Genomic DNA, 24,592 nt, shown 5'->3' with positions numbered 1-24,592 from the left:
ATCGTTATTACATCCCCTGTATTGTCCTGATGCGTGCCGCATCTTCTCCCGGCGTCATGCCGAAATAACGCTTAAATTCGCGGCTGAACTGCGATGCGCTCTCATACCCTACCCGCATCGCCGCCGCGCTGGCTTTCATGCCGTCGTGGATCATCAGCATGCGCGCTTTATGCAGGCGATAAGTCTTCAGATACTGTAGCGGGGAGGTGCTGGTAACTGATTTAAAGTTATGGTGGAACGCCGAGACGCTCATATTGGCCTCAGCCGCCAGCTGATCGACGCTGAGGTTCTCAGTGTACTGGCTTTCAATGCGCTTCAGCACGCGGCTGATCAGGCTGAAGTGGGTTTGACGGCTGACCAGCGCCAGCAGCGCTCCCCCGCACGGCCCGGTCAGCACGTGATAGAGAATTTCGCGGATGATCTGTTTGCCAAGAATGCGCGCGTCAAGCGGGCGTTCCATCACATCCAGCAGCCGCTCCGCCGCGCACAGAATCTCTTCGGACAGCACCGCAGAGTTGATCCCGCTTGACGCCATGGACGGCTGAAACTGCTCATCCTCCCCGATATCCATCAGCAGTTCTTGCAGTTGAAGAATATCGACATTCAGCCTTATTCCCGCCAGCGGTACTTCCGGGGTGGCAAAAGTTTCGCACTCAAACGGCAGCGGAACCGTCAGCAGCAGATACTCATTGGTGTCATAGCGGAAGGTACGCTCATTGATATAGCCAATTTTATGCCCGGAAAAGAGAAAAACGATCCCCGGCTGGTACATGACCGGCGTACGCGTCCCCGGCTGAGTGCCGTACAGCAGGCGGATATCCGGCAGCAGACCATTAAGCATTTCTTCTTTATCTTTCAGCTGATTAACCTTATGCGTTAATAGCTGGCATATCTCAGCGCGGTTCATTTATCGTGCTTCTCCGAACGTTTTTATACCTTCGCATTGTGCGCACTTCCGGCGAATTTCTCCAGCTACAAAGAGAAATGGGCAAGACAACGGCAGGAATGTGCATTGAGGGGAACGGCCCGCGGGAACACAATGTCCGTCATCTGGCAGAGGTATTGTCTCTGTTGGCGGTTTTATCTATTTGAGGGCACCAGCCATGAATAATTTCGACCTACATACCCCAACCCGCATTCTGTTCGGTAAAGGCGCGATTGAAAATCTGCGCGATCAAATCCCGGCAGATGCACGTGTGCTTGTCACCTACGGCGGCGGTAGCGTGAAGAAAACCGGCGTGCTTGATCAGGTTCTCAGCGCGCTGAACGGCATTGACGTTCGGGAATTTGGCGGCATCGAGCCAAACCCGTCCTACGAAACGCTGATGAACGCGGTGAAAATCGCGCGTGATGAAAAGATCACTTTCCTGTTGGCGGTGGGCGGCGGCTCCGTTCTCGACGGCACTAAATTCATCGCCGCGGCGGCCCACTACGATGCCAGTATCGATCCGTGGGAAATTCTCGAAACTTACGGCAGCAAAGTGGCCAGCGCTATCCCGATGGGCTCCGTGCTGACGCTGCCTGCGACCGGTTCCGAATCTAATAAAGGCGCGGTGATCTCGCGTAAAACCACCGGCGACAAACGCGCGTTTATGTCCACCCACGTCCAGCCGGTGTTCGCTATTCTGGATCCGGTTTACACCTACACCCTGCCGCCGCGCCAGGTGGCTAACGGCGTCGTTGACGCATTCGTCCATACCGTTGAGCAGTACGTTACCTATCCGGTCGACGGTAAAATCCAGGACCGTTTCGCCGAAGGCATTCTCCTGACCCTGGTGGAAGACGGTCCGAAGGCGCTGAAAGAGCCGGAAAACTACGACGTTCGCGCCAATATTATGTGGGCCGCCACCCAGGCGCTGAACGGCCTGATCGGCGCAGGCGTACCGCAGGACTGGGCGACGCACATGCTGGGCCACGAACTGACCGCCATGCACGGGCTCGATCACGCGCAGACGCTGGCCATCGTTCTGCCGGCGCTGTGGAATGAAAAACGCGAGGCTAAACGCGCTAAACTGCTGCAGTACGCCGCTCGCGTCTGGAACATCACCGAAGGTTCTGAAGAAGAGCGTATTGATGCCGCCATCGCCGCAACGCGTGATTTCTTCGAACGCATGGGCGTCCCGACTCGCCTTTCCGCCTACGGTCTGGATGGTAGCTCCATCCCGGCGCTGCTGGCGAAACTGGAGGAGCACGGTATGACCCAACTGGGTGAAAATCAGGATATTACTCTGGACGTCAGCCGCCGTATTTACGAGGCTGCACGCTAATCAACGCCCTCTCCGACGCGTAAACTCGCGCAAAGGAGAGGAGTTTAACTACCGTTTTTAGCTATTTCGTCCAGACTTAATGCTACCCCTCAGCGGATTCTGTCCCGCTGAGTTCATTAACAGGAGGAAGGCATGACACATCCAACCGTTATAAAACTACACGACGGCAACCTGATGCCGCAGCTGGGGCTCGGCGTGTGGAAAGCAGGCAACGAGGAAGTCGTCTCCGCCATTCATAAGGCGCTGGAAGTCGGTTATCGCTCATTTGACACCGCCGCCGTATACCAGAATGAAACCGGCGTCGGCAATGCACTGAGCAGCGCAGGCGTCGCCCGCGATGAGCTGTTCGTCACCACGAAGCTGTGGAATGACGATCAAAAGCAGCCCCGTGAAGCGCTGCAGGAAAGCCTTAAAAAACTCAAACTCGACTACGTCGACTTATACCTCATTCACTGGCCGGTGCCGGCTACGAACCATTATGTTGATGCCTGGAAAAGCCTAATTGAGCTACAGCAGCAAGGGCTGGCAAAAAGCATCGGCGTCTGTAATTTCCAGGTCCACCATCTGCAAAAAATCATTGATGAAACCGGCGTCGCCCCGGTGATAAACCAGATTGAACTGCATCCTCTGCTGCAGCAGCGTCAGCTTCATGCCTGGAATGCGACGCATAAAATTCAGACCGAGTCCTGGAGCCCGCTGGCACAGGGCGGTGAAGGAGTTTTCGATCAGAAAATTATTCACCAACTGGCGGACAAATACGGCAAAACGCCGGCGCAAATCGTCATCCGCTGGCACCTCGATAGCGGCCTGGTGGTGATCCCGAAATCCGTAACGCCGTCGCGCATCGCCGAGAATTTTAACGTTTGGGACTTCCGTCTCGATAAAGATGAATTGAGTGAAATCACTAAGCTGGACAAAAACAAACGCCTCGGACCTGACCCGGATCAGTTCGGCGGTTAATCTTTCCTGCTCCGTCGGATCCCGGCGGAGCATCGCTTTGCAGTCCGGCTAAAACCACGTACATTTATGGCTTATTGCAATCAAATGGATGCGTGCTGATGAGCTGTATTTTCTGTCAAATTGTTGAGGGGAAAGCCCCCTGCCACAAGGTGTGGGAAGATGAGCACCACCTCGCCTTTCTCTCCATTTATCCAAATACCGACGGTTTTACGGTCGTGATCCCGAAGAAGCACTATCCCAGCTATGCGTTTGATATGCCGCCGCAGGCGCTGGCCGACCTGGTGCTGGCGACGCAGAAGGTGGCAAAGCTTCTGGATAAATCCTTCGATGACGTGGGACGTACGGGGATGTTTTTTGAAGGCTATGGCGTTGACCATGTCCACAGCAAACTCAGTCCGATGCACGGCACCGGGGATATGTCCCAATGGCGGCCGATCGAGTCGCGTCAGACTAAGTTTTTTGCGCAATATGAAGGCTATCTCTCCTCCCACGATCACGAGCGGGCGGATGATGAAAAGCTGGCAGCGCTGGCGGCCAGAATCAGAGAAGCATAGCCATAGAATTTGCTTTGCCGTTTGGCAAGCGGCTGACCGGGCCCGGGATGATCAGGCCCGGTCAGCGAGGCACCACCGGGCAATACTGCAGGCTTAACGACCGGCAACCTTGCCGCGTTTTACGGGCTTCTTCGCCGTCGCCCCGCCGTTCGAACGCTGGTGCACAATCGGCGTATGCTTCGTCAGCGCCGGTCGGGTATGGCGGTTCTGGCGACGCGCCTCGCGCATTTCTTCCAGCGTCGGCGCCGGTACCAGGCAATCGCGACGGCTGCCGATCAGGTGCTTTTTACCCATCGTTTCCAGCGCCTGACGGATCAGCGGCCAGTTGGCCGGATCGTGATAGCGCAGCAGCGCCTTGTGCAGGCGGCGCTGTTTGTCGCCCTTCGGCACCACCACATCCTCACTCTTATAGCCAATCTTACCCAGCGGGTTCTTGCCGGTGTAATACATGGTGGTCGAGTTCGCCAGCGGCGACGGATAGAAGTTCTGCACCTGATCCAGGCGGAAACGATGCTGCTTCAGCCACAGCGCGAGATTCACCATATCTTCATCTCGCGTCCCCGGGTGGGCGGAAATAAAGTATGGAATCAGATACTGCTCTTTACCCGCCTGCTTCGAATAAGTATCGAACAACTGCTTAAAGCGATCGTAGCTGCCCATACCCGGCTTCATCATCTTCGACAGTGGCCCCTCTTCGGTATGTTCAGGAGCAATCTTCAGATAACCGCCGACGTGGTGGGTGGCCAGCTCTTTGATGTAGCGCGGATCTTCAACGGCAATGTCGTAACGAACGCCGGATGCGATGAGGATCTTTTTGATGCCTTTAAGATCGCGGGCGCGACGGTAAAGGTTAATCGTCGGCTCATGGTTGGTGTCCATATGCGGGCAGATATCCGGATAAACGCATGACAGGCGGCGGCAGGTCTGCTCGGCGCGCGGCGACTTGCAGCGCAGCATATACATGTTGGCCGTCGGGCCGCCAAGATCGGAAATAATACCGGTAAAGCCGGGCACCGTATCGCGAATCGCTTCGATTTCATTGATGATCGAATCTTCGGAACGGCTCTGAATGATCCGACCTTCATGCTCGGTAATCGAGCAGAACGAACAGCCGCCAAAACAGCCGCGCATGATGTTAATGGAGAAGCGAATCATCTCATAGGCCGGAATGCGGGCATCGCCGTAAGAAGGATGCGGAACGCGCTTATAGGGCAGCGCAAACACGCTATCCATCTCTTCGGTTGAGAGCGGAATGGCGGGCGGGTTAATCCAGATATAGCGCTCGCCGTGCTTCTGCATCAGCGCCCGGGCGCAGCCGGGGTTAGTTTCATGGTGCAGAATGCGCGAGGCATGCGCGTAGAGAACTTTATCGCCTTTTACTTTCTCAAAGGAAGGCAGCAGGACGTAGGTCTTCTCCCACGGCTTAGGACGCGGCGGCTGGACGGTAACGCGCTTCGCTTCCTGCTTTGGCGGCGCGACGGTTTTGTTATCCGCGCACGGTAGATCTTCACCGTACGGATGCGGGATCGGGTCGATTTTCCCCGGCGTGTCCAGACGCGTGGAGTCCACCCCGCTCCAGCCTGGCAGCGCTTCCTTCACCATGATGGCGGTGTTGCGTACATCGCGAATTTGCCCGATAGGCTCGCCGGCGGCCAGACGGTGCGCCACTTCCACCAGCGGACGCTCGCCGTTGCCGAACATCAGCATATCGGCCTTAGAGTCCACCAGCACCGAACGGCGCACGGTATCGGACCAGTAGTCATAGTGCGCGGTACGGCGCAGGCTGGCTTCGATGCCCCCGAGGATCACCGGGACATCTTTCCATGCCTCTTTGCAGCGCTGAGTGTAGACCAGCGTAGCGCGATCCGGGCGTTTACCGGCCACGTTACCCGCCGTGTAGGCATCGTCATGGCGCAGCTTACGGTCGGCAGTGTAGCGGTTGATCATCGAGTCCATGTTACCGGCAGTCACGCCGAAGAACAGGTTCGGTTTACCCAGACGCATAAAGTCATCTTTGTTGTTCCAGTCCGGCTGGGAAATAATCCCCACGCGGAATCCCTGGGATTCCAGCATGCGTCCGCAAATCGCCATCCCGAAGCTCGGGTGATCGACATAAGCATCACCGGTCACCAGGATGATGTCGCAGCTATCCCAGCCAAGTTGATCCATCTCTTCTCGCGACATTGGCAGAAAAGGCGCGGGGCCAAAACAGGCGGCCCAGTACTGCGGCCAGGAGAAAAGGTCACGATCCGGTTGGATCAGGGATATTGCGCTCATATTGCTTCCGGGGAAAATGATAAAAAAATAATCAAAAAGGGCGGCGATTATAAGCCGGAACGATGGGAGAAATGAAGGAGGTTTTTCCAATCCCGGCCAGCAGCAGGCCGGGACAAAATAAATTACGGCGCCGGATTCACCAGAATCTGGCCAATGGAGCCGCGGTCGGCAAGCTCCAGCGTCTGGCTTAAGTACTGGAACGGAAAGTGCGGCCAGGAGGGCTGGTTGTAATAGACCAACAGCTCAACCTGCCCGTCGATCCAGACGGTATCCTTCCAGCCGCGGTCTTCCGGGAACGGCGCAGAACCGTTCACGTTACGCACCTGGAACATGACGCCTTCAATATGGAACGACTGCGGCCGGTCGGCGCGCACCGTCCAGCGCTCCCAGGTTCCCTGCTGCGCCGTAATATCAATACGCTGCGGATCCCACAGCTGGCCGTTGATTCCCGGATCGTCGCCAAGCGTAATATCGCGGCTGCGGATCGGCGCGCCGGCCAGCATTTCCGTAGGCAGCAAGCGCACAGGCAGGCTATCGGTCACCAGCGGCAGCAGGCCCGTCGGGCGCAAAGTCAGAATCAGCGTTGAAATCAGGATGCTCGATGGTTCGAAGAAACCGCGAATACGATCGACGATACTCGCCGCTTCCCCGCAGGTTATCGACACTTCATCGCCGTTGGTCATGTCGACCAGGATTTCGCGCCGTTCGCCCGGAGCCAACGACAGCTGCTTCAGCGAAACCGGCGCCGGAAGCAGCCCCTGGTCACCGGAGATGACGTGCAGCAACCGACCATCGCTCATCTGCAGCTGGTAGCGCCGGGAGTTAGACGCATTCAGCAGACGCAGGCGCACCCAGCCGCGCGACACTTCAACAAAAGGCCCCTGCACGCCGTTCACCAGCAGCGTATCGCCAACGAAGCCGCCGCTGCCGGGTTCGCTATATTCAGGCGTACCGAAGTTATCCAGGCGCTTGTCCTGAATAATCACCGGGAAATCATCCACACCGTAGTGGTTAGGGATCGGCAAATTCTTGCTAACCTCATCTTCTACCAGCCACATCCCGGCAAGACCGTTATAAACCTGTTTCGCCATATGGTTTGGCGTGTTGGCCTGATACCACAGCGTCGCCGCGCTTTGGCGGATCGGCAGCACCGGAGCCCAGTCGGCGTTGGCGGACATCATACGCGCCGCGCCGCCAATCAGCGGACCGGGAACCTGCAGACCGCGTATCGTCATCGCGACGTTTTCCGTCAGGCGGTTGCTGTAGATCAGCTTCACATCGTCGCCGTTCCAGACGCGGATGGTTGGCCCCATGTAGCGGCCGTTAATCCCCCACACCGATGCGCGGGTGCCCGGCGTAAACGACCAGTGCGCACGCTGTAGCGTCAAAAATAGCGGCTGCCCGCGGCGGGACTCAAGCAAAGGAGGAATCGGCAGCGCGGGCTGCTGACCAGCAGCCTGTGCCTTCAGCGGCGCGGCGCCTGCGCACAGCGCTACGCCTGTAGCCTTAATGAACTGACGCCGACTGAGTGACATATTAACTCCATGAGACACTGACTAATGAATAAGGGAATTCGTTTCCCGCCAGCAATACGCGCGCCGTTTGCGGCGTTTCCGGTGTTATTTCTTGCCGGCCGCTTCGCGTTCGGCAACTTCTTTATCCAGCTCGGCAATTTTCGCGGACATCAGCTCGCGACAGTGCGTCGCCAGCGCGCGGACGCCCTCTTTCCCGTACTGGCTGGTGTCGACCGGCGGCAGCATTTCGACAATCACCAGACCGTTATTCAGGCGATTGAGCTTAATTTTATTCGAAGTATTAGACACGCATACCGGAATAATGGGTACGCCCGCCGCGATAGCCGCATGAAAGGCACCGGTTTTAAAAGGCAGCAAACCGCGACCGCGGCTGCGAGTCCCTTCCGGAAACATCCAAAAAGAGATTTTGCGCTTTTTAAATGCGTTCACGACTTCTGCAATGGTGCCGTGCGCTTTTGTCCGGTTATTGCGGTCAATCAGTAGATTCCCCGTCAACCAATAGAGCTGGCCGAAAAAAGGGATCCACGCCAGGCTTTTTTTACCTACCGTAACGGTCGGCGGCTGTACGATATTGGATGCCGTCACCATATCATAGTTATTCTGGTGGTTAGCGATATAGATAGCGTTACCGTAGCTTTCGGCATCGGCAGGCTTGCGGAGTTCAACCTTCAGACCGAAGACCGGCGACAGCTTGCCAAAAAGGTGACCGAAGGTGGCGACGTGCTTAGGATTACGCGGACTGAACAGACAATAGATACAGCCGAAGATGCACACCAGAATACAGTAAATGACAACGATAATTAGTCGAAAAATAAATAGCATAGCTACCTCTAAAACCCAAACCGCTTAGAATTATACTCGCTGTTTAGCAAATGATTGACGCCATAGCGCAATTCAGGCCGGGCACAGGTTCCCTGGGAGCACATTGTTAATCGCAATGCCTGAATAAACAACGTTTTTGCGGTAAATATTCACCTCCCCCGCCTCACCGCGAGGGAGGTGCATCTTACTCTTCGCTACCGCCCGCAGAGGCGCGACGCGGAGAATCAATCTCTATCCGATCGATTTTCTGCAATCCGCGCATCAGAGAGCCGCGGCGGCCGCGCTCGCCGGTCACTTTTTGCAGCTCTTCCGGACGGAGTTTAATTTTCCGCTTACCGACATGAATAGTCAGCGTACTTTGCGGCGGCAGGACAAACAGATGCGCCAGGCCATCCTGGCCCGCAGCCGCTTCCGCCGACGGAATATTAATAATCTTGTTGCCCTTACCTTTCGACAGCTGCGGCAAGTCACTGACCGGGAACATCAGCATGCGGCCGGCAGCGGTAATGGCCAGCAGCATGTCCGATTCGTCTTCTATTACCAGCGGCGGCATCACGTGCGCGTTATCCGGAAGGCTAATCAGCGTCTTACCGGCGCGGTTGCGCGCCACCAGATCGTTGAAAGTACAGATAAATCCGTAGCCTGCGTCGGAAGCCAGCAGCAGTTTTTGATCATCGGCTTCCATCAGCATATGTTCAACCGTCGCCCCCGGAGGCAGCGTCAGCTTACCGGTGAGCGGCTCGCCCTGACCGCGCGCGGACGGCAGGGTAATTGGGTCAATCGCGTAGCTGCGCCCGGTAGTGTCAATAAAGACCACCGGCTGATTGCTCTTCCCTTTCACGGCCGATTTAAAACTGTCGCCCGCTTTATAGTTCAGCCCCGGCGCGTCAATATCGTGACCTTTGGCGCTGCGTACCCAGCCGCTCTGCGACAGAACGATAGTCACCGGCTCAGACGGCAGCATATCGTGCTCGCTCATCGCCTTGGCTTCTTCGCGCTCGCGCAGCGGCGAACGGCGATCGTCGCCAAAGGCGTCGGCGTCGGCCTGCAGCTCTTTCTTCAGCAGGTTATTCATCTTGCGTTCAGAGGCCAGGATGGCCTGCAGGTTGTCGCGCTCTTTTTCCAGCTCGTTCTGCTCGCCGCGAATCTTCATCTCTTCCAGTTTGGCGAGATGGCGCAGTTTTAACTCCAGAATCGCTTCCGCCTGGGTCTCGCTGAGGCCGAAGCGCGACATCAGCGCCGGTTTCGGCTCATCTTCGTGACGAATGATCTCGATAACTTCATCGATATTCAGGAACGCCACCAGCAAACCTTCAAGAATATGCAGGCGCTTGAGGACCTTTTCCAGACGGTAGCTGAGACGACGGCGCACGGTATCGCGACGGAAGGTCAGCCATTCCGAGAGGATTTCCAGCAGGTTTTTAACCGCTGGACGGTTATCGAGCCCGATCATATTCAGGTTGATACGATAGCTTTTTTCCAGATCGGTCGTCGCGAACAGGTGGTTCATCACCTGCTCCATATCGACGCGGTTAGAGCGCGGGACGATCACCAGGCGAGTCGGGTTTTCGTGATCCGACTCGTCGCGCAGATCATCCACCATCGGCAGCTTTTTGTTGCGCATCTGGGCGGCGATCTGCTCAAGCACGCGGGCGCCGGAAACCTGATGCGGCAGCGCGCTAATCACCACCGCGCCGTCTTCTTTGGCCCATACCGCGCGCATCCGCACCGAACCGCGGCCATTCTGGTAGATTTTGCGGATTTCGGCACGGGGGGTAATGATTTCCGCTTCGGTCGGGTAATCCGGCCCCTGCACGATATCCAACAGGTCATCCAGCGAGGTTTGCGGCTTTTCAATCAGGGTAATGGCCGCCCGGGCCACTTCACGCAGGTTGTGCGGCGGAATGTCCGTCGCCATCCCAACGGCAATGCCGGTAGTACCGTTTAGCAGAATATTGGGCAGGCGCGCAGGCAGCATCTTCGGCTCCTGCAAAGTGCCGTCGAAGTTTGGTACCCAGTCAACGGTGCCTTGCCCCAGTTCGCTCAGCAGCAGCTCAGCATACTTCGACAAACGGGATTCGGTATAACGCATTGCGGCGAAGGATTTAGGATCGTCCGGCGCCCCCCAGTTTCCCTGACCGTCAACCAGCGGATAGCGGTAGGAGAAGGGCTGGGCCATCAGCACCATGGCTTCATAGCACGCGATGTCGCCGTGGGGATGGTATTTACCCAGCACGTCGCCGACGGTGCGGGCGGACTTTTTGAACTTCGCGCTGGCGTTCAGACCCAGTTCAGACATCGCATAGACGATGCGACGCTGGACCGGCTTCAGGCCATCGCCAATAAACGGCAGCGCCCTGTCCATGATGACGTACATGGAGTAGTTAAGGTAGGCGTTTTCCGTAAATTCATGCAGCGCAAGGCGCTCTGCCATATCGCTCATTAATCGTGAATCCTCAATCTGCGTACCGGCCGTTCGGACGGCAAAACTACCGGCGATAATACCCTATCTGACGCCCTGAGTCACAGGGCGTTAGGGCGGTTGAGGAATTCCGTGAGCATCCTTCAGTTATGGCTGAAGGCGATTCGCAAATTAGGGGGTGATTTTACGAATCTGCTTTACATCGATCTCCACTGAGTTCCAGTCTTTATCGACTTCGCCCTGGATCTCTACCGTATCCTGCGGTGTAACGGTCACGCCGTTCCAGCGCTTGTGATCGATATCGACGTTGACGGTGCCGGAGCTGTCCTGGAATTTATACAGATCATCGGAAATACGCTCCACGATTTTACCGCGCAGGGTCACCCAAGTATCGTCACGCAGGCTTTTCGCATTCGCAACCGTCGTTACGCTCCCGTTCGGGCCAATAAACCCGCCATTTTGCGAGGTTGTCTGGCTGGTTTGCGTGGAGCCAGGGCCGGAAAATCCGCCCTGTTCAGCAGCCAGTACCGGCATGGAAACTAAAGCGATGATGGCGGTCATTGCGGCGATTTTCTTCATGATGTGTTCTCCCTTTGTGTTTATATCGTCACTATTACACCGGGCAAAACTTAACAACTTCTTAAGCGGAAAAAATAAATTTTATTCCTGTACAGGGCGCGCCGCAACGCGCTTTACTGCTGGAATAGCCGAGGGATACAGGAGCAGGAGAATGCGTATTTTATTGGTGGAAGACGATAAACTGATCGGTGACGGCCTCAAGGCAGGGCTGACAAAAATGGGATTCAGCGTCGACTGGTTTACCCGCGGTGAGGAAGGAAAAGCCGCATTATACAACGCCCCCTATGACGCCATTATTCTGGACCTGACCCTTCCCGGCATTGATGGGCTGGATATCCTGCGCGAATGGCGCGACAAAGGCCGCCATGAACCGGTACTGATCCTTACCGCCCGCGACGCGCTAAGCCAGCGGGTTGAAGGGCTTCGGCTCGGCGCCGATGACTATCTATGCAAACCCTTTGCGCTGATTGAAGTCGCCGCCCGTCAGGAAGCGCTGATGCGCCGCGCCCACGGCCAGAGCAGCAGCGAGCTGCGGCACGGCAGCGTGGTTCTCGACCCGGGCCGGCTCACGGCCACCCTGAACGGCGAAAGCCTGGCGCTCAAGCCAAAGGAGTTTGCTCTGCTGGAGCTGATGATGCGTAACGCCGGACGCGTGCTGCCGCGTAAGCTGATCGAAGAAAAACTCTACAGCTGGGATGACGACGTTTCCAGCAATGCGATAGAGGTGCACGTCCACCATCTACGCCGTAAGCTCGGCAGCGGTTTCATTCGCACCGTTCACGGTATCGGCTACACCCTGGGGGACGCATGAAACGACTGGGCAAACTGAGTCTGCGCGTTCGCCTGACGCTCCTTTTCCTGCTGCTGACCAGCGCCGCATGGGGCATCGCCAGCTTTGTGGCCTGGCAACAAACGACCGATAAGCTGGATAAGCTCTTCGATACCCAACAGCTGCTATTCGCCCGTCGCCTTAGCGCAATGAATTTTGACGAGCTTCACACTCTCTCTTCGCAGGTGCGAGAGAAGAAGAAGGTCAAGCACGGTCATCTCGACGACGACGCGCTGGCTTTCGCTATCTTTACCACCGATGGCAAGATGGTGCTTAACGATGGCGAGAATGGCCAGGATATCCCGTGGGGCAGCAATCGGGAGGGATTCAGCGACGGCTATCTGCGCGGCGATGACGACGAGTGGCGTTTTCTGTGGCTCACCACACGCGACGGCCGCCATCGTATCGTTGTCGGCCAGGAGTGGGATTACCGTCGCGAGATGGCGCTGGATATCGTCACCAGCCAGCTCACGCCCTGGCTGATTGCGCTGCCGCTTATGTTTTTGCTACTCATCGTGCTGTTAAGCCGGGAACTGGCGCCGCTGAAAAAGCTGGCCAACACGCTGCGCGCCCGGGCGCCGGATTCCGCCGAAACGCTGAATAATGAAAACGTGCCCAATGAAGTTCGCCCGCTGGTCGACGCGCTAAATCAGCTGTTTATCCGCACGCATGATGCCATGATCCGCGAGCGTCGCTTTACATCCGATGCGGCCCACGAACTGCGCAGTCCGCTGGCGGCGCTGAAGGTGCAAACTGAAGTAGCCCAGCTTTCGAAGGACGATCCGCAGGGGCTGGATAAAGCGCTGGCGCAGCTTCACCAGGGTATCGATCGCGCAACCCGCCTGGTCGATCAGCTTCTGACTTTGTCGCGCCTGGATTCGCTGGCGCAGCTGGACGATATCCAGCGCGTCGCCATGGACGACCTGCTGCAGTCGGCGGTGATGGAGATGTACCACCCCGCTCAGCAGGCCGGCGTTGAGCTGCGTCTGCATCTGAATGCGGATAACGTCGCACGCACCGGCCAGCCGCTGCTGCTGAGCCTTCTGGTGCGCAATCTTTTAGATAACGCCGTACGCTATAGCGCCGCCGGAAGCCAGGTCGATATCACGCTTGAAGCTGGTGAATTTCGCGTGCGCGATAACGGCCCGGGCATTAGCGCCGAAGCCCTGGCGCGTATCGGCGAGCGCTTTTATCGCCCGCCGGGACAGGAACAACCCGGCAGCGGTCTTGGGTTATCCATCGTCAAACGTATCGCCGCGCTGCACGGAATGACGGCCAGTTTCGGCAACGCCCGGGACGGCGGATTCGAAGCGCGCATTCGCTGGTAGCGCTATTATTGCTAAAAAAGCAAAAGACTTTGCACATTTTGCTCATTTTACCGCTCTGCCCGACGGGGTAACATGACTCACAAAATTGAAAGGTTGAGGATAAAAAATGAGCAACATTCTGATTATCAACGGTGCGAAAAAATTCGCCCACTCTAACGGCCAACTGAACGACACCCTGACCGAGGTCGCGGATGGTTATCTGCGCGACGCCGGGCATGATGTTAAGGTCGTCCGCGCCGAGAGCGAATACGATGTAAAAGAAGAGGTGCAGAATTTTCTCTGGGCTGACGTGGTTATCTGGCAGATGCCGGGCTGGTGGATGGGCGCGCCCTGGACGGTGAAAAAGTACATCGACGATGTCTTTACCGAAGGTCACGGAGCGCTGTACGCCAGCGATGGCCGCACCCGCTCCGATGCCAGTAAGAAATATGGTTCCGGCGGCCTGATTCAGGGCAAAAAATATATGCTGTCCCTGACCTGGAATGCGCCGATGGAAGCCTTCACCGAGAAAGATCAGTTTTTCCACGGCGTCGGCGTCGACGGCGTTTACCTGCCGTTCCATAAGGCTAACCAGTTCCTTGGGATGAGCGCCCTGCCGACCTTCATCGCCAACGATGTGATCAAAATGCCCGATGTTCCGCGTTATACGGCAGAATATCGCAAGCATCTGGCGGAAATTTTTGGTTAACTGTACTGAGTGATGAAAAGACGACAAGCGCGGCTACTCTGGCGGCTGCTTGAAGTATGATGAGAATACACAGAAGGAGTTGAGTTAACCATGTTGACAGTGATTGCTGAAATTCGCACTCGTCCGGGGCAACACCATCGTCAGGCGGTGCTGGATCAGTTCGCAAAAATTACCCCGACCGTTCTCCAGGAAGAGGGCTGTCACGGCTATGCGCCGCTGGTGGATCACGCCGCTGGCGTCAGTTTTCAGACCACCTCGCCGGACTCCATCGTCATGGTCGAGCAGTGGGAAAGCGTCGCGCATCTTGAAGCGCACCTGCAGACTCCGCACATGAAAGCCTACGGTGAAGCCGTTAAAGGCGACGTGCTGGAGATGAATATCCGTATTCTGGAATCCGGTATTTAAGCGCACAAAATAAATCGGCCAGTTCCCTGGCCGATTTTTTCATTACCCGTCCAGCTCAGCCAGATCGCCCTTCTCTTGTAGCCAGTTACGCCGATCTTCAGAACGCTTCTTCGCTAACAGCATGTCCATCATGGCGGTCGTCTGCTGTTCGTCTTCATCGTTGATAATCAGCTGCACCAGACGGCGGGTATTCGGATCCAGCGTCGTCTCACGCAGCTGCATCGGGTTCATCTCGCCCAGCCCTTTAAAGCGCTGGACGTTTGGCTTACCCTTCTTCCGCTTAAGCTGTTCCAGCACGCCGGTTTTCTCTTCTTCCGTCAGCGCGTAATACACCTCTTTACCGAGGTCGATACGGTATAGCGGCGGCAGCGCCACGTAAACATGGCCGTGTTTAACCAGATTACGGAAGTGTCTGACGAACAGCGCGCACAGCAGGGTTGCGATATGCAGACCGTCGGAGTCGGCATCCGCCAGAATACAAATCTTGCCGTAGCGCAGCTGGCTCAGGTCGTCGCTATCCGGGTCGATACCGATGGCGACAGAAATGTCATGTACTTCCTGTGAAGCCAGTACTTCATCGGAAGAGACTTCCCAGGTGTTAAGGATTTTACCTTTCAGCGGCATGATCGCCTGATATTCGCGATCGCGCGCCTGCTTGGCAGAACCGCCCGCCGAATCCCCTTCCACAAGGAACAGTTCGGTTCGGTTCAAATCCTGGGCGGTGCAGTCCGCCAGTTTGCCGGGCAGCGCCGGACCGCTGGTTAGCTTTTTGCGCACCACTTTTTTCGCCGCGCGCAGGCGGCGCTGGGCGCTGGAGATCGCCATTTCCGCCAGCAGCTCTGCCGACTGGACGTTCTGGTTTAGCCACAGGCTGAAGGCATCTTTGACTACCCCGGAAACAAACGCGGCGCACTGGCGTGAAGAGAGGCGCTCTTTGGTTTGCCCGGCAAACTGCGGATCCTGCATCTTCACGGAGAGTACGTAGGCGCAGCGCTCCCAGATATCTTCCGCCGACAGCTTCACGCCGCGCGGCAGGATGTTTCGGTATTCGCAAAACTCGCGCATGGCGTCCAGTAAGCCCTGGCGCAGGCCGTTAACGTGGGTTCCGCCCTGCATGGTAGGAATCAGGTTGACGTAGCTTTCGGTCAGCAGCTCGCCGCCTTCCGGCAGCCACAGCAGCGCCCAGTCGACCGCTTCGGTATCGCCAGAGAAGGTGCCGACGAACGGTTTTTCCGGCAGCAGAGGCAGGCCGTTAACCGCTTCGCTAAGATAGTCGGTCAGGCCATCGGCGTAGCACCAGCGCTGCTCGCTGTCGTTGACCAGATCGCGGAAAACAATCTCTACGCCCGGGCAAAGAACGGCCTTGGCTTTTAACAAATGCGAGAGGCGCGAGACGGAAAAACGTGGGCTATCAAAAAAGCTTTCATCCGGCCAGAAATGGACGCTGGTCCCGGTATTGCGCTTACCGCAGGTGCCGGTCACGTGGAGATCTTCTACTTTGTCGCCGTTTTCAAAGGCGATGCTATAGACCTGACCGTCGCGGCGCACATTCACTTCAACGCGTTTCGATAAGGCGTTGACCACTGAAATCCCTACGCCGTGCAGGCCGCCGGAGAACTGGTAGTTCTTATTGGAGAACTTCCCTCCCGCGTGCAGGCGGCAAAGAATCAGTTCAACTGCCGGCACCCCCTCTTCAGGGTGGATATCTACCGGCATTCCGCGTCCATCGTCGATAACTTCCAGCGACTGATCGGCATGGAGAATGACCTCCACGCGTTTCGCGTGACCGGCCAGAGCCTCATCCACGCTGTTATCAATAACTTCCTGACCAAGATGGTTTGGTCGTGTGGTATCCGTGTACATTCCCGGACGGCGGCGAACCGGCTCTAGCCCGGTGAGTACCTCAATGGCATCAGCGTTATATGAAGATTGCGTCATGGTGTGTATTCGTAGGTCGTTCCGAACCGCTTAGCGCAGGCCCAGAAAATCGATAATCTGAGTGAAATGATCTTCAAAGCCAACAAATGCGTGATTACCGCCCTCCTCTACCGTTTGTCGGCAGGAGGCGAAATAATCAACGGCCTGGCGGTAATCAAGCACTTCATCGCCCGTTTGCTGTAATAACCAGATTAAATCCGGCGCTTCCAGCGGGTCAATTTGCATGACTTTGAGATCGTAAATATGGCGTGACTCTAGCACATATTGCTGCCCCGTGTATGGATTCTCATTGGGGCCCAGGAAATTGTTCAGCAGCTCGAACGGGCGCACCGCAGGGTTCACCACTACCGCGGGCAGCATAAAACACTGCGATAGCCAGGTCGCATAATATCCCCCCAGCGAGGAGCCGACAACGCCCAGCGGTTCGCCGCCGTGTTCCAGCACGAGGGCCTCCAGATATTCCGCCGCTTGCGCGGGATAAACCGGGAGCTCAGGTATCACCATAGAGATGTGGGGATAAGTCCGCGCCAGCCACTCTTTCAGCGCAGTCGCTTTTGCCGACCGCGGTGAGCTGTTAAAACCATGCAGGTAGAGAAGCGTAGACATCAGTATCCTTCTGAAGCGATATCCGGGTGAAATTTCACGCCTTCAAGGCGGCAAACTTCAGTGGTCAAGGTGCCGTCAGGATGCAGTTCCAGCCAGCGCCAGCCTGGGGAGACGGTATCGAGCGTGAAGTTAGCGCAGTGCGGCTTAAACTGCACGCAGGTGGATGGCGTGGCCATCATTCGCCGCCCGTTCCAGTCAAGGTCCAGCTCCTGGTGAATATGACCGCACAGCAGATGCTTAACGCGAGGAAAAGCAGCCAGCGCGCAATCAAGCGCCCCGGCATTGCGCAGGCTATGCTGATCCAGCCAGCTACAGCCTGACGGCAGAGGATGATGGTGTAACAGCAGCAGCGTGTAACGCTCAGGAACCTCCGTCAGCTTCTGCTCAAGCCACTCCAGCTGGAAATCGCTCAGCTCGCCGTGCGGCACACCGAACACCTGGCTGTCCATCAGCAATATTTGCCAGTGGTCGCCCAGCAATACGCGTTTAGCGGGGGAGATGCCTGATTCCTGCAGCGTGCTGTACATCGCCGGTTGAAAATCATGATTGCCCGGTAGCCAGACGCAGGGTGCAGCAAAACTCGCGATGCCTTCAGCAAAATGCTGATAGGCCGCGGCGGAGTGATCTTGCGCCAGATCGCCTGTGGCAACAATCAGGTCGCATTCTCGCTGAGAGGCGTGGATAGCATCCAGGACAGCCTGATAGCTTTCCCAGGTATTGATACCTAACAGCGTTTCGTGTTTTTCAGCAAACAGGTGAGTATCAGTAATTTGTAATATCCTGACTCTGGCCTCACCAGCCAAAGGTAGGTTTAACAGGCTTTCCAAATGGTGTCCTTAGGTTTCACGACGCTAACAAACCGGAATCGCCATCGCTCCATGTGCTAAACAGTATCGCAGCCAATCGGCCAGAAACTGATTAATTTGATGCTTTTCGTCGCGTTGATGCAACTTTTTATTAGGATAATCATACCGCGCTTTGAAGCGAAAGATCTGCTGGCTTGAACACACTTCAGCGACCATTGCATCGTGATAGAGCCGTACCGTCATTGACGGCAGACTCCAGTAGCTCACCGCTGGCAGAGTCTGTTCAATCGCCACTAAGGTAGTGTAGCGGGTCGATTCGACGATCGTTAATCGGTATTGCGCATTGCCCACCTGGTAACTCACCTTTTCTCCCGCTGCATCCGTTCGCGGCAACAGGCGGCGCAGCTGAGCAAAATTGGTTTCACACAGGCGCATCATTTCAGGGAAGTCAGGTGTATAACGCTTCATTTTGTCCACTCGTTTCGTAAATTGTGATAATGCAGTTGCAGCCATTGCAGCGCAATGACAGAGGCTGCGTTGTCGATTTTCCCCTCTTCTACCCACCGATAAGCCTGTTCCCGGCTTACCACATGGACACGAATATCCTCATTTTCATCGGCCAGTCCGTGAATCCCCTTTGCCGTCGTTGCATCGACTTCACCCACCATAATAGACAGCCTTTCGCTGGTGCCGCCGGGGCTGGCCAGGTAACTCAGGACCGGCTTAATACGGCCGACATTAAGCCCGGCTTCTTCTACCGCCTCACGGCGGGCGACATCTTCAGGCGACTCGCCTTCTTCAATCATGCCGGCGACCATTTCGAGCAGCCACGGGCTCTCACTGGTATCATACGCCGCAATACGGATCTGCTCGACGAGCACCACTTCATCACGCACCGGGTCAAAGGGTAGCAAGACTGCTGCGTGACCGCGCTCAAAAATTTCGCGGGTCACTTCGCCGCTCATCTCACCGTTAAACAGGCGGTGGCGGAAACGATATAAATCGAGCGAAAAAAAACCACGATAGAGCGTTTCGCGTGCAATAATTTCTACATCGTTTTTAGAGAAGGTAATCTCCTGCTGATTGACATTACTCATTTCGATATCCTGTAGAATATGAAGTTATGAATTTATAGACGGTGTGGCTACCGTTTTATGGCGCGTATGTTAGATTGGTGCAAATTACCGCCCCATGGCACATAACGCCAACTTTTTACGGTAACAGACTCTATACAATCAGCGATTATTTTTAGAATTTGAGTAGCGCTAAATGCTTCACAACAAGGAATGCAAATGAAGAAACTCTTTCCCATCCTTATCGGCCTGGGCCTGACTGGCTTCAGCGCCATGAGCCAGGCAGAAAACCTGCTGCAGGTTTATCAGCAGGCGCGTATCAGTAACCCTGATCTGCGTAAATCAGCAGCCGATCGTGATGCCGCATTCGAGAAGATCAACGAAGCGCGTAGCCCATTACTGCCGCAGCTCGGTCTGGGTGCGGATTATTCCTATACCAACGGATTTCGCGACAGCAACGGCGTTAACTCCAACGTCACCAGCGGCTCGCTGCAGCTCACGCAGGTCCTGTTCGATATGTCAAAATGGCGAGCGCTGACGCTGCAGGAAAAACAAGCGGGTATTCAGGACGTCACCTACCAGACGGATCAGCAATCGCTGATCCTCAATACCGCAACCGCCTATTTTAAAGTGCTGGCCGCGATCGACACGCTCTCCTATACCGAAGCGCAGAAACAGGCGATTTATCGTCAGTTAGATCAGACCACCCAGCGCTTTAACGTTGGCCTGGTTGCCATCACTGACGTACAAAACGCCCGCTCGCAGTACGATGCTGTGCTGGCGAATGAAGTCACCGCGCGCAACGATCTCGATAACGCCGTTGAAGAACTGCGCCAGGTGACCGGCAACTACTATCCAGAACTGGCGTCGCTCAACGTGGATGGTTTTAAAACCAACAAACCGTCAGCCGTTAACGCGCTGCTGAAAGAAGCGGAAAGCCGTAACCTGTCGCTGCTGCAGGCGCGTCTGAGCCAGGATCTGGCGCGTGAGCAGATTCGCCAGGCGCAGGATGGTCATCTGCCGACGTTAAGTTTGTCCGCCTCAAGCGGCGTGTCAAACACCAGCTACGACGGCTCAAAAACCCGTGATAATGCGCAATACCGAGATAACGATGCCGGTCAAAACAAAATCGGCCTTAGCTTCTCCCTGCCGTTGTATCAGGGCGGAATGGTAAACTCTCAGGTTAAACAGGCGCAGTACAACTTTGTCGGCGCCAGCGAACAGCTGGAAAGCGCCCACCGCAGCGTGGTGCAGACCGTTCGTTCATCCTTTAACAACGTGAACGCGTCTATCAGCAGCATTAATGCCTACAAACAGGCCGTGGTTTCCGCGCAAAGTTCCCTGGATGCTATGGAAGCAGGTTATTCGGTAGGTACGCGTACCATCGTCGATGTCCTGGACGCGACCACTACGCTGTATAACGCAAAACAGCAACTGTCCAACGCGCGTTATAACTACCTGATTAACGAGCTGAACATCAAATCCGCACTCGGTACGCTGAACGAGCAGGATCTGGTTGCGCTGAACAATACGCTGGGCAAGTCTATTCCGACTTCACCGGATAGCGTCGCGCCGGAAAATCCTCAGCAGGATGCCAGCGCCGACGGCTACAGCAACACCGCCGCGGCAAAACCAGCATCAGCACGCAGCACCAGCGGCAGCAACCCGTTCCGCCAGTAGTCCGCTTGCGTCGTCCGCGCTTCGCTTACCCACACGGGTAAGCGAAGCGTTAAACGTAAGGCAACGTAAAGATCTCCCGCTTTCCGCCCCTATTCGCTTCATTTTCCACCACTCATCCTCTATCCTGAGCGTTAACAAAACGCATACCACTGGGTCCAGGAAGACAATCATGAAACGGACAAAAAATATTAATCACGCCTCCTTTCGCAAAAGCTGGAGCGCGCGCCATTTAACTCCCGTTGCGCTTGCCGTTACGGCCGTGTTTATGCTCGCCGGTTGTGAACAAAGCGATGAAACGGTTTCTCTTTATCAAAACGCCGATGACTGCTCTGCCGCCAACCCGAGCAAAGCCGCAGAGTGCACCACTGCCTACAATAACGCGCTTAAAGAAGCGGAACGTACAGCCCCTAAATACGCCTCCCGCGAAGACTGCGTCGCCGAGTTCGGTGAAGGTCAGTGCCAGCAGGCGCCGGCTCAGGCCGGTATGGCTCCGGAAAACCAGGCGCAGGCGCAAAGCAGCGGCAGCTTCTGGATGCCGCTGATGGCTGGCTACATGATGGGCCGGATGATGGGCGGCGGAATGGGCGCTCAGCAGCCGCTGTTCAGCTCAAAAAACCCGGCCAGCCCGGCCTATGGTAAATATACCGACGCTGGCGGTAAGAGCTACGGCGCAGCGCAGCCGGGCCGTACCATGAACGTGCCGAAAACCGCAATGGCGCCAAAACCGGCCACCACCAGCACCGTGACGCGCGGCGGATTTGGCGACTCGGTCGCCAAGCAGTCAACGATGCAGCGCAGCTCGGCGAGCTCCTCTTCATCACGCTCGATGGGCGGCTAAGCGACATGGAAAGAATCAGCATTACCGAGCGCCCGGACTGGCGTGAAAAAGCGACAGAATATGGTTTTAACTTTCACACCATGTACGGCGAGCCGTACTGGAGCGAAGAAGCTTATTACAAACTGACGCTGGCGCAGGTTGAGAAGCTCGAAGACGTCACGGCAGAACTGCACCAGATGTGTCTGCAGGCGGTTGAAAAAGTCATCGCCAGCGATGATTTAATGACCAAATTCCGCATCCCCAAACATACCTGGGGATTCGTGCGTCAGTCGTGGAAAACCCATCAGCCCTCGCTGTATTCGCGTCTCGATCTGGCGTGGGACGGCGTCGGTGAGCCGAAACTGCTGGAGAACAATGCCGATACGCCGACCTCGCTGTACGAAGCGGCATTCTTCCAGTGGATCTGGATGGAAGATCAGCTGAACGCCGGTCAGCTGCCTGCGGGCAGCGATCAGTTTAACAGCCTGCAGGAGAAGCTGATCGATCGCTTCAGCGAGCTTCGCGAGCAGTTCGGCTTCCAGTTGCTCCACATGGCCTGCTGCCGCGATACCGTTGAAGACCGTGGCACCGTGCAGTATTTACAGGACTGCGCCGCAGAAGCGGGCGTGGCTACTGAGTTTCTCTATATCGAAGACATTGGACTGGGTGAAAAAGGCCAGTTTACCGACCTGCAGGATCAGGTGATTGGTAATCTGTTCAAGCTCTATCCGTGGGAGTACATGCTGCGCGAGGTGTTCTCCACCAAGCTGGAAGACGCTGGCGTGCGCTGGCTGGAGCCGGCCTGGAAGAGCATCATCTCCAACAAAGCGCTGCTGCCGCTGCTGTGGGAGATGTTCCCCAACCATCCGAACCTGCTGGCCGCTTATTTCAGCGAAGATGCGCACCCGGAAATGGACAAGTACGTTATCAAGCCCATTTTCTCCCGCGAAGGCGCTAACATTTCTATTGTTGAAAACGGCAAAGTGCTGGAGGCGGTAGAAGGTCCGTACGGTGAAGAAGGCACCATCGTGCAGGAGTTCTATCCGTTGCCGAAGTTTGGCGACAGCTACACGCTCATCGGCAGCTGGCTGATTAACGACCAGCCGGCGGGTATTGGCATTCGCGAAGACCGGGCGATGATCACCCAGGATCTGTCGCGTTTTTATCCGCACATTTTCGTTGAGTAACTTCTAACCCCGGCAGTATCGCGTACGGCCGGGGTTTATCTGTTCTCAAGCGCCAATCACCACTGACAGCATGCTCAGGGATCCCATTTCCATTCCTTCTACCGGGATCGTAATCGGCTCCTCGCCGTCCCAGGCCCCCAGTACGTACAGCAGCGGCAGGAAGTGATCGGCCGTTGGGTTAGATAACGATCCGCCTTCATGCGTCAGGTAATTCACCAGCGGATGTTCCTCCACGGGGCCTTTCCATGCCAGGTTCGCCTTCACGTAGTTATTAAACGACTCCGCCCAGGGATAGGCCGTATTCTCGCCGTGCCAGCGTGCGGTGCGCAGGTTATGCACCACGTTGCCGCTTGCCACCAGCATAATGCCTTCATCGCGCAGCTGAGCCAGCTTACGCCCCATTTCGAAATGCCATGCGGCAGGTTTCGTGCTATCAATACTTAGCTGCACCATCGGAATATCGGCGTCGGGATACATTTTAATCAACACGCCCCATGAACCATGGTCAAAGCCCCAGGCTTCTTTATCCAGCGTCACCGGCACCGGCGCCAGCAGCTCAACCAGGCGCTGGGCCAGTTCAGGTGAACCCGGAGCCGGATAATGCATATCGTATAGCGCCTGTGGAAAACCGCCAAAATCATGAATCGTTTTCGGCGCTTCCATCGCCGTCACTCCCGTACCGCGAGTGAACCAGTGAGCGGAGATAACCACGATGGCTTTCGGCCGCGGTAAAGTCTCGCCCAGATGCCGCCAGGCGCGAGTATAGATGTTATCTTCCAGCACGTTCATCGGGCTGCCATGGCCTAAAAATAGCGCGGGCATGCGGATACGGGACATAGTGATATCCTTGATTGAGAGAGAGTTGATGTATTTACATTACGCGCTTTTGATTCAGGATAAACTCAGATAAGCATGATGATGATCGTCAGAAAATTTGAATGTAAGGGGCGGTAAAGAGTGAATCCGTGCACTCGCGATCGTCTATGAATAGCGATATTCTCAATAAGAATCATTTTCATAAGGAGGTGAATGTTGTCCTCACCCATCATTTTGACTCTGCTGGCAGGGAGCGCCACCTTTATTGGGGCAATATTCGGCGTGCTCGGCCAGAAACCCTCGAACCGCTTATTGGGTTTCTCTCTGGGTTTCGCCGCCGGGATCATGCTACTCATTTCCTTAATGGAGATGCTGCCCGCTGCGCTGGCGACTGAAGGCATGTCGCCGCTGCTCGGCTACGGCATGTTTATCATCGGCCTTCTGGGCTACTTTGCGCTTGACCGCATGCTGCCTCACGCCCATGCGCAAGATCTGATGACCCCCGGCATCTCCCGCCCGCGAAATCTGCGACGTACGGCGATATTGCTGACGTTAGGCATTAGCCTGCATAACTTTCCTGAAGGTATTGCCACTTTTGTGACGGCCAGCAATAACCTTGAGCTGGGCATGGGGGTCGCGTTAGCCGTCGCGCTGCATAACATCCCGGAAGGGCTGGCAGTAGCAGGGCCAGTCTATGCCGCCACGGGTTCCAGGAGTAAAGCGGTATTCTGGGCAGGGCTTTCCGGGATGGCGGAAATCTTCGGCGGCGTGCTGGCCTGGCTGGTACTGGGCAGCGTGATCTCTCCGGTGATGATGGGCGCGGTCATGGCCGCGGTTGCCGGTATTATGATTGCGCTATCGGTTGATGAGCTCATGCCGCTGGCGAAAGAACTCGATCCGCAAAGCAACCCAAGCTATGGCGTGTTGTGCGGAATGTCGGTAATGGGATTAAGCCTGGTGGTTTTGCAAACGGTAGGGATTGGCTAAACAAAAGCTAAAAACA

Annotated in this window: 22 protein-coding genes and 1 pseudogene; 11 read left to right on the top strand and 12 right to left on the bottom strand. The window is 56.0% G+C overall.

The window, feature by feature from the left end; all coding sequences use genetic code 11:
* Nucleotides 1-7: 7 nt before the first annotated feature.
* The gene (locus ABLV11_RS16445) at nucleotides 8-907 is read right to left on the bottom strand and encodes an AraC family transcriptional regulator (protein ID WP_004115613.1); all 900 of its coding nucleotides are present in this window, start codon (nucleotides 905-907) and stop codon (nucleotides 8-10) included.
* A gap of 196 nt (nucleotides 908-1,103) precedes the next feature.
* On the opposite strand from ABLV11_RS16445, the gene yqhD reads away from it, so the two are divergent.
* The 3 genes from yqhD to ABLV11_RS16430 all read left to right on the top strand — a co-directional run bounded on the left by yqhD (nucleotide 1,104) and on the right by ABLV11_RS16430 (nucleotide 3,781).
* Complete coding sequence (gene yqhD / locus ABLV11_RS16440; protein WP_017145414.1) at nucleotides 1,104-2,267, top strand: alcohol dehydrogenase; 1,164 nt, start codon at nucleotides 1,104-1,106, stop codon at nucleotides 2,265-2,267.
* Nucleotides 2,268-2,399: 132 nt separating this feature from the next.
* Nucleotides 2,400-3,227 (top strand): 2,5-didehydrogluconate reductase DkgA, encoded by an 828-nt coding sequence (gene dkgA, locus ABLV11_RS16435; RefSeq protein WP_004105823.1) that lies wholly within the window; start codon nucleotides 2,400-2,402, stop codon nucleotides 3,225-3,227.
* Nucleotides 3,228-3,325: 98 nt separating this feature from the next.
* Nucleotides 3,326-3,781: an HIT family protein gene (locus tag ABLV11_RS16430; protein ID WP_004105825.1), complete on the top strand. Its 456-nt coding sequence runs from the start codon at nucleotides 3,326-3,328 to the stop codon at nucleotides 3,779-3,781.
* Between the two features lie 153 nt (nucleotides 3,782-3,934).
* Here ABLV11_RS16430 and ABLV11_RS16425 read toward each other — a convergent pair.
* From ABLV11_RS16425 to ABLV11_RS16405, 5 genes and pseudogenes are all read right to left on the bottom strand, one after another.
* Nucleotides 3,935-6,149: pseudogene (locus tag ABLV11_RS16425) on the bottom strand (YgiQ family radical SAM protein); the annotation flags it as partial.
* A 31-nt stretch (nucleotides 6,150-6,180) separates the two neighbouring features.
* The gene (ftsP, locus tag ABLV11_RS16420) at nucleotides 6,181-7,593 is read right to left on the bottom strand and encodes a cell division protein FtsP (protein WP_004105829.1); all 1,413 of its coding nucleotides are present in this window, start codon (nucleotides 7,591-7,593) and stop codon (nucleotides 6,181-6,183) included.
* A gap of 84 nt (nucleotides 7,594-7,677) precedes the next feature.
* The gene (gene plsC / locus ABLV11_RS16415) at nucleotides 7,678-8,415 is read right to left on the bottom strand and encodes a 1-acylglycerol-3-phosphate O-acyltransferase (protein WP_004115619.1); all 738 of its coding nucleotides are present in this window, start codon (nucleotides 8,413-8,415) and stop codon (nucleotides 7,678-7,680) included.
* 184 nt (nucleotides 8,416-8,599) lie between these two features.
* On the bottom strand, nucleotides 8,600-10,858 hold the full coding sequence (gene parC / locus ABLV11_RS16410; RefSeq protein WP_064343840.1) for a DNA topoisomerase IV subunit A: 2,259 nt from the start codon (nucleotides 10,856-10,858) through the stop codon (nucleotides 8,600-8,602).
* Between the two features lie 150 nt (nucleotides 10,859-11,008).
* The gene (locus ABLV11_RS16405) at nucleotides 11,009-11,416 is read right to left on the bottom strand and encodes a YgiW/YdeI family stress tolerance OB fold protein (protein ID WP_004105835.1); all 408 of its coding nucleotides are present in this window, start codon (nucleotides 11,414-11,416) and stop codon (nucleotides 11,009-11,011) included.
* A 151-nt stretch (nucleotides 11,417-11,567) separates the two neighbouring features.
* Between ABLV11_RS16405 and qseB the strand changes: the two genes are divergently transcribed.
* From qseB to ABLV11_RS16385, 4 genes are all read left to right on the top strand, one after another.
* The gene (gene qseB, locus ABLV11_RS16400; RefSeq protein ID WP_348855464.1) at nucleotides 11,568-12,227 is read left to right on the top strand and encodes a quorum sensing response regulator transcription factor QseB; all 660 of its coding nucleotides are present in this window, start codon (nucleotides 11,568-11,570) and stop codon (nucleotides 12,225-12,227) included.
* Nucleotides 12,224-13,573 (top strand): quorum sensing histidine kinase QseC, encoded by a 1,350-nt coding sequence (qseC, locus tag ABLV11_RS16395; RefSeq protein ID WP_163530460.1) that lies wholly within the window; start codon nucleotides 12,224-12,226, stop codon nucleotides 13,571-13,573. Before qseB ends, qseC begins: the two co-directional genes overlap by 4 nt.
* 106 nt (nucleotides 13,574-13,679) lie before the next feature.
* The gene (locus tag ABLV11_RS16390) at nucleotides 13,680-14,261 is read left to right on the top strand and encodes an NAD(P)H-dependent oxidoreductase (protein ID WP_004105846.1); all 582 of its coding nucleotides are present in this window, start codon (nucleotides 13,680-13,682) and stop codon (nucleotides 14,259-14,261) included.
* A 90-nt stretch (nucleotides 14,262-14,351) separates the two neighbouring features.
* Nucleotides 14,352-14,666, top strand: coding sequence for a putative quinol monooxygenase (locus ABLV11_RS16385; protein ID WP_004105848.1), 315 nt, complete (start codon nucleotides 14,352-14,354; stop codon nucleotides 14,664-14,666).
* Nucleotides 14,667-14,708: 42 nt separating this feature from the next.
* Here ABLV11_RS16385 and parE read toward each other — a convergent pair whose 3' ends face one another.
* From parE to nudF, 5 genes are read right to left on the bottom strand one after another with little or no spacing between them, the layout of a single operon-like run.
* Entirely contained in the window at nucleotides 14,709-16,604 is a 1,896-nt protein-coding gene (parE, locus tag ABLV11_RS16380; RefSeq protein ID WP_004105850.1) for a DNA topoisomerase IV subunit B, read from the bottom strand.
* 30 nt (nucleotides 16,605-16,634) lie between these two features.
* Nucleotides 16,635-17,210, bottom strand: a complete 576-nt coding sequence (yqiA, locus tag ABLV11_RS16375; protein ID WP_004115623.1) for an esterase YqiA — start codon at nucleotides 17,208-17,210, stop codon at nucleotides 16,635-16,637.
* The gene (gene cpdA, locus ABLV11_RS16370; protein ID WP_004105854.1) at nucleotides 17,210-18,037 is read right to left on the bottom strand and encodes a 3',5'-cyclic-AMP phosphodiesterase; all 828 of its coding nucleotides are present in this window, start codon (nucleotides 18,035-18,037) and stop codon (nucleotides 17,210-17,212) included. Before cpdA ends, yqiA begins: the two co-directional genes overlap by 1 nt.
* A 24-nt stretch (nucleotides 18,038-18,061) precedes the next feature.
* Nucleotides 18,062-18,484 carry a DUF1249 family protein gene (locus tag ABLV11_RS16365; protein ID WP_004105856.1) on the bottom strand — a complete coding sequence of 141 codons (423 nt, stop codon included), beginning with the start codon at nucleotides 18,482-18,484 and terminating at the stop codon, nucleotides 18,062-18,064.
* Nucleotides 18,481-19,113: an ADP-ribose diphosphatase gene (gene nudF / locus ABLV11_RS16360; RefSeq protein ID WP_004105859.1), complete on the bottom strand. Its 633-nt coding sequence runs from the start codon at nucleotides 19,111-19,113 to the stop codon at nucleotides 18,481-18,483. The genes ABLV11_RS16365 and nudF overlap by 4 nt, the downstream gene beginning before the upstream one ends.
* Nucleotides 19,114-19,308: 195 nt before the next feature.
* Between nudF and tolC the strand changes: the two genes are divergently transcribed.
* The 3 genes from tolC to ABLV11_RS16345 all read left to right on the top strand — a co-directional run bounded on the left by tolC (nucleotide 19,309) and on the right by ABLV11_RS16345 (nucleotide 22,773).
* Nucleotides 19,309-20,769 (top strand): outer membrane channel protein TolC, encoded by a 1,461-nt coding sequence (tolC, locus tag ABLV11_RS16355; protein ID WP_023330044.1) that lies wholly within the window; start codon nucleotides 19,309-19,311, stop codon nucleotides 20,767-20,769.
* Between the two features lie 169 nt (nucleotides 20,770-20,938).
* Nucleotides 20,939-21,607 carry a DUF1190 family protein gene (locus ABLV11_RS16350; RefSeq protein ID WP_004105863.1) on the top strand — a complete coding sequence of 223 codons (669 nt, stop codon included), beginning with the start codon at nucleotides 20,939-20,941 and terminating at the stop codon, nucleotides 21,605-21,607.
* Between the two features lie 5 nt (nucleotides 21,608-21,612).
* The gene (locus ABLV11_RS16345; RefSeq protein WP_004105865.1) at nucleotides 21,613-22,773 is read left to right on the top strand and encodes a glutathionylspermidine synthase family protein; all 1,161 of its coding nucleotides are present in this window, start codon (nucleotides 21,613-21,615) and stop codon (nucleotides 22,771-22,773) included.
* A 45-nt stretch (nucleotides 22,774-22,818) separates the two neighbouring features.
* Here the strand turns inward: ABLV11_RS16345 and ygiD are convergent, their stop codons facing one another.
* Entirely contained in the window at nucleotides 22,819-23,610 is a 792-nt protein-coding gene (ygiD, locus tag ABLV11_RS16340; protein ID WP_023330045.1) for a 4,5-DOPA dioxygenase extradiol, read from the bottom strand.
* A gap of 195 nt (nucleotides 23,611-23,805) precedes the next feature.
* Between ygiD and zupT the strand changes: the two genes are divergently transcribed.
* On the top strand, nucleotides 23,806-24,576 hold the full coding sequence (gene zupT, locus ABLV11_RS16335) for a zinc transporter ZupT (RefSeq protein WP_026055884.1): 771 nt from the start codon (nucleotides 23,806-23,808) through the stop codon (nucleotides 24,574-24,576).
* The last annotated feature ends 16 nt before the right edge of the window (nucleotides 24,577-24,592 follow it).

Source organism: Klebsiella sp. GW_Kp181, from assembly GCF_040062315.1.
GTDB classification, from domain to species: Bacteria; Pseudomonadota; Gammaproteobacteria; order Enterobacterales; family Enterobacteriaceae; genus Klebsiella; species Klebsiella oxytoca.
The sequence above is the reverse complement of the archived record's forward strand: the minus strand, read 5'-3'. Positions and strand labels throughout refer to the sequence as shown.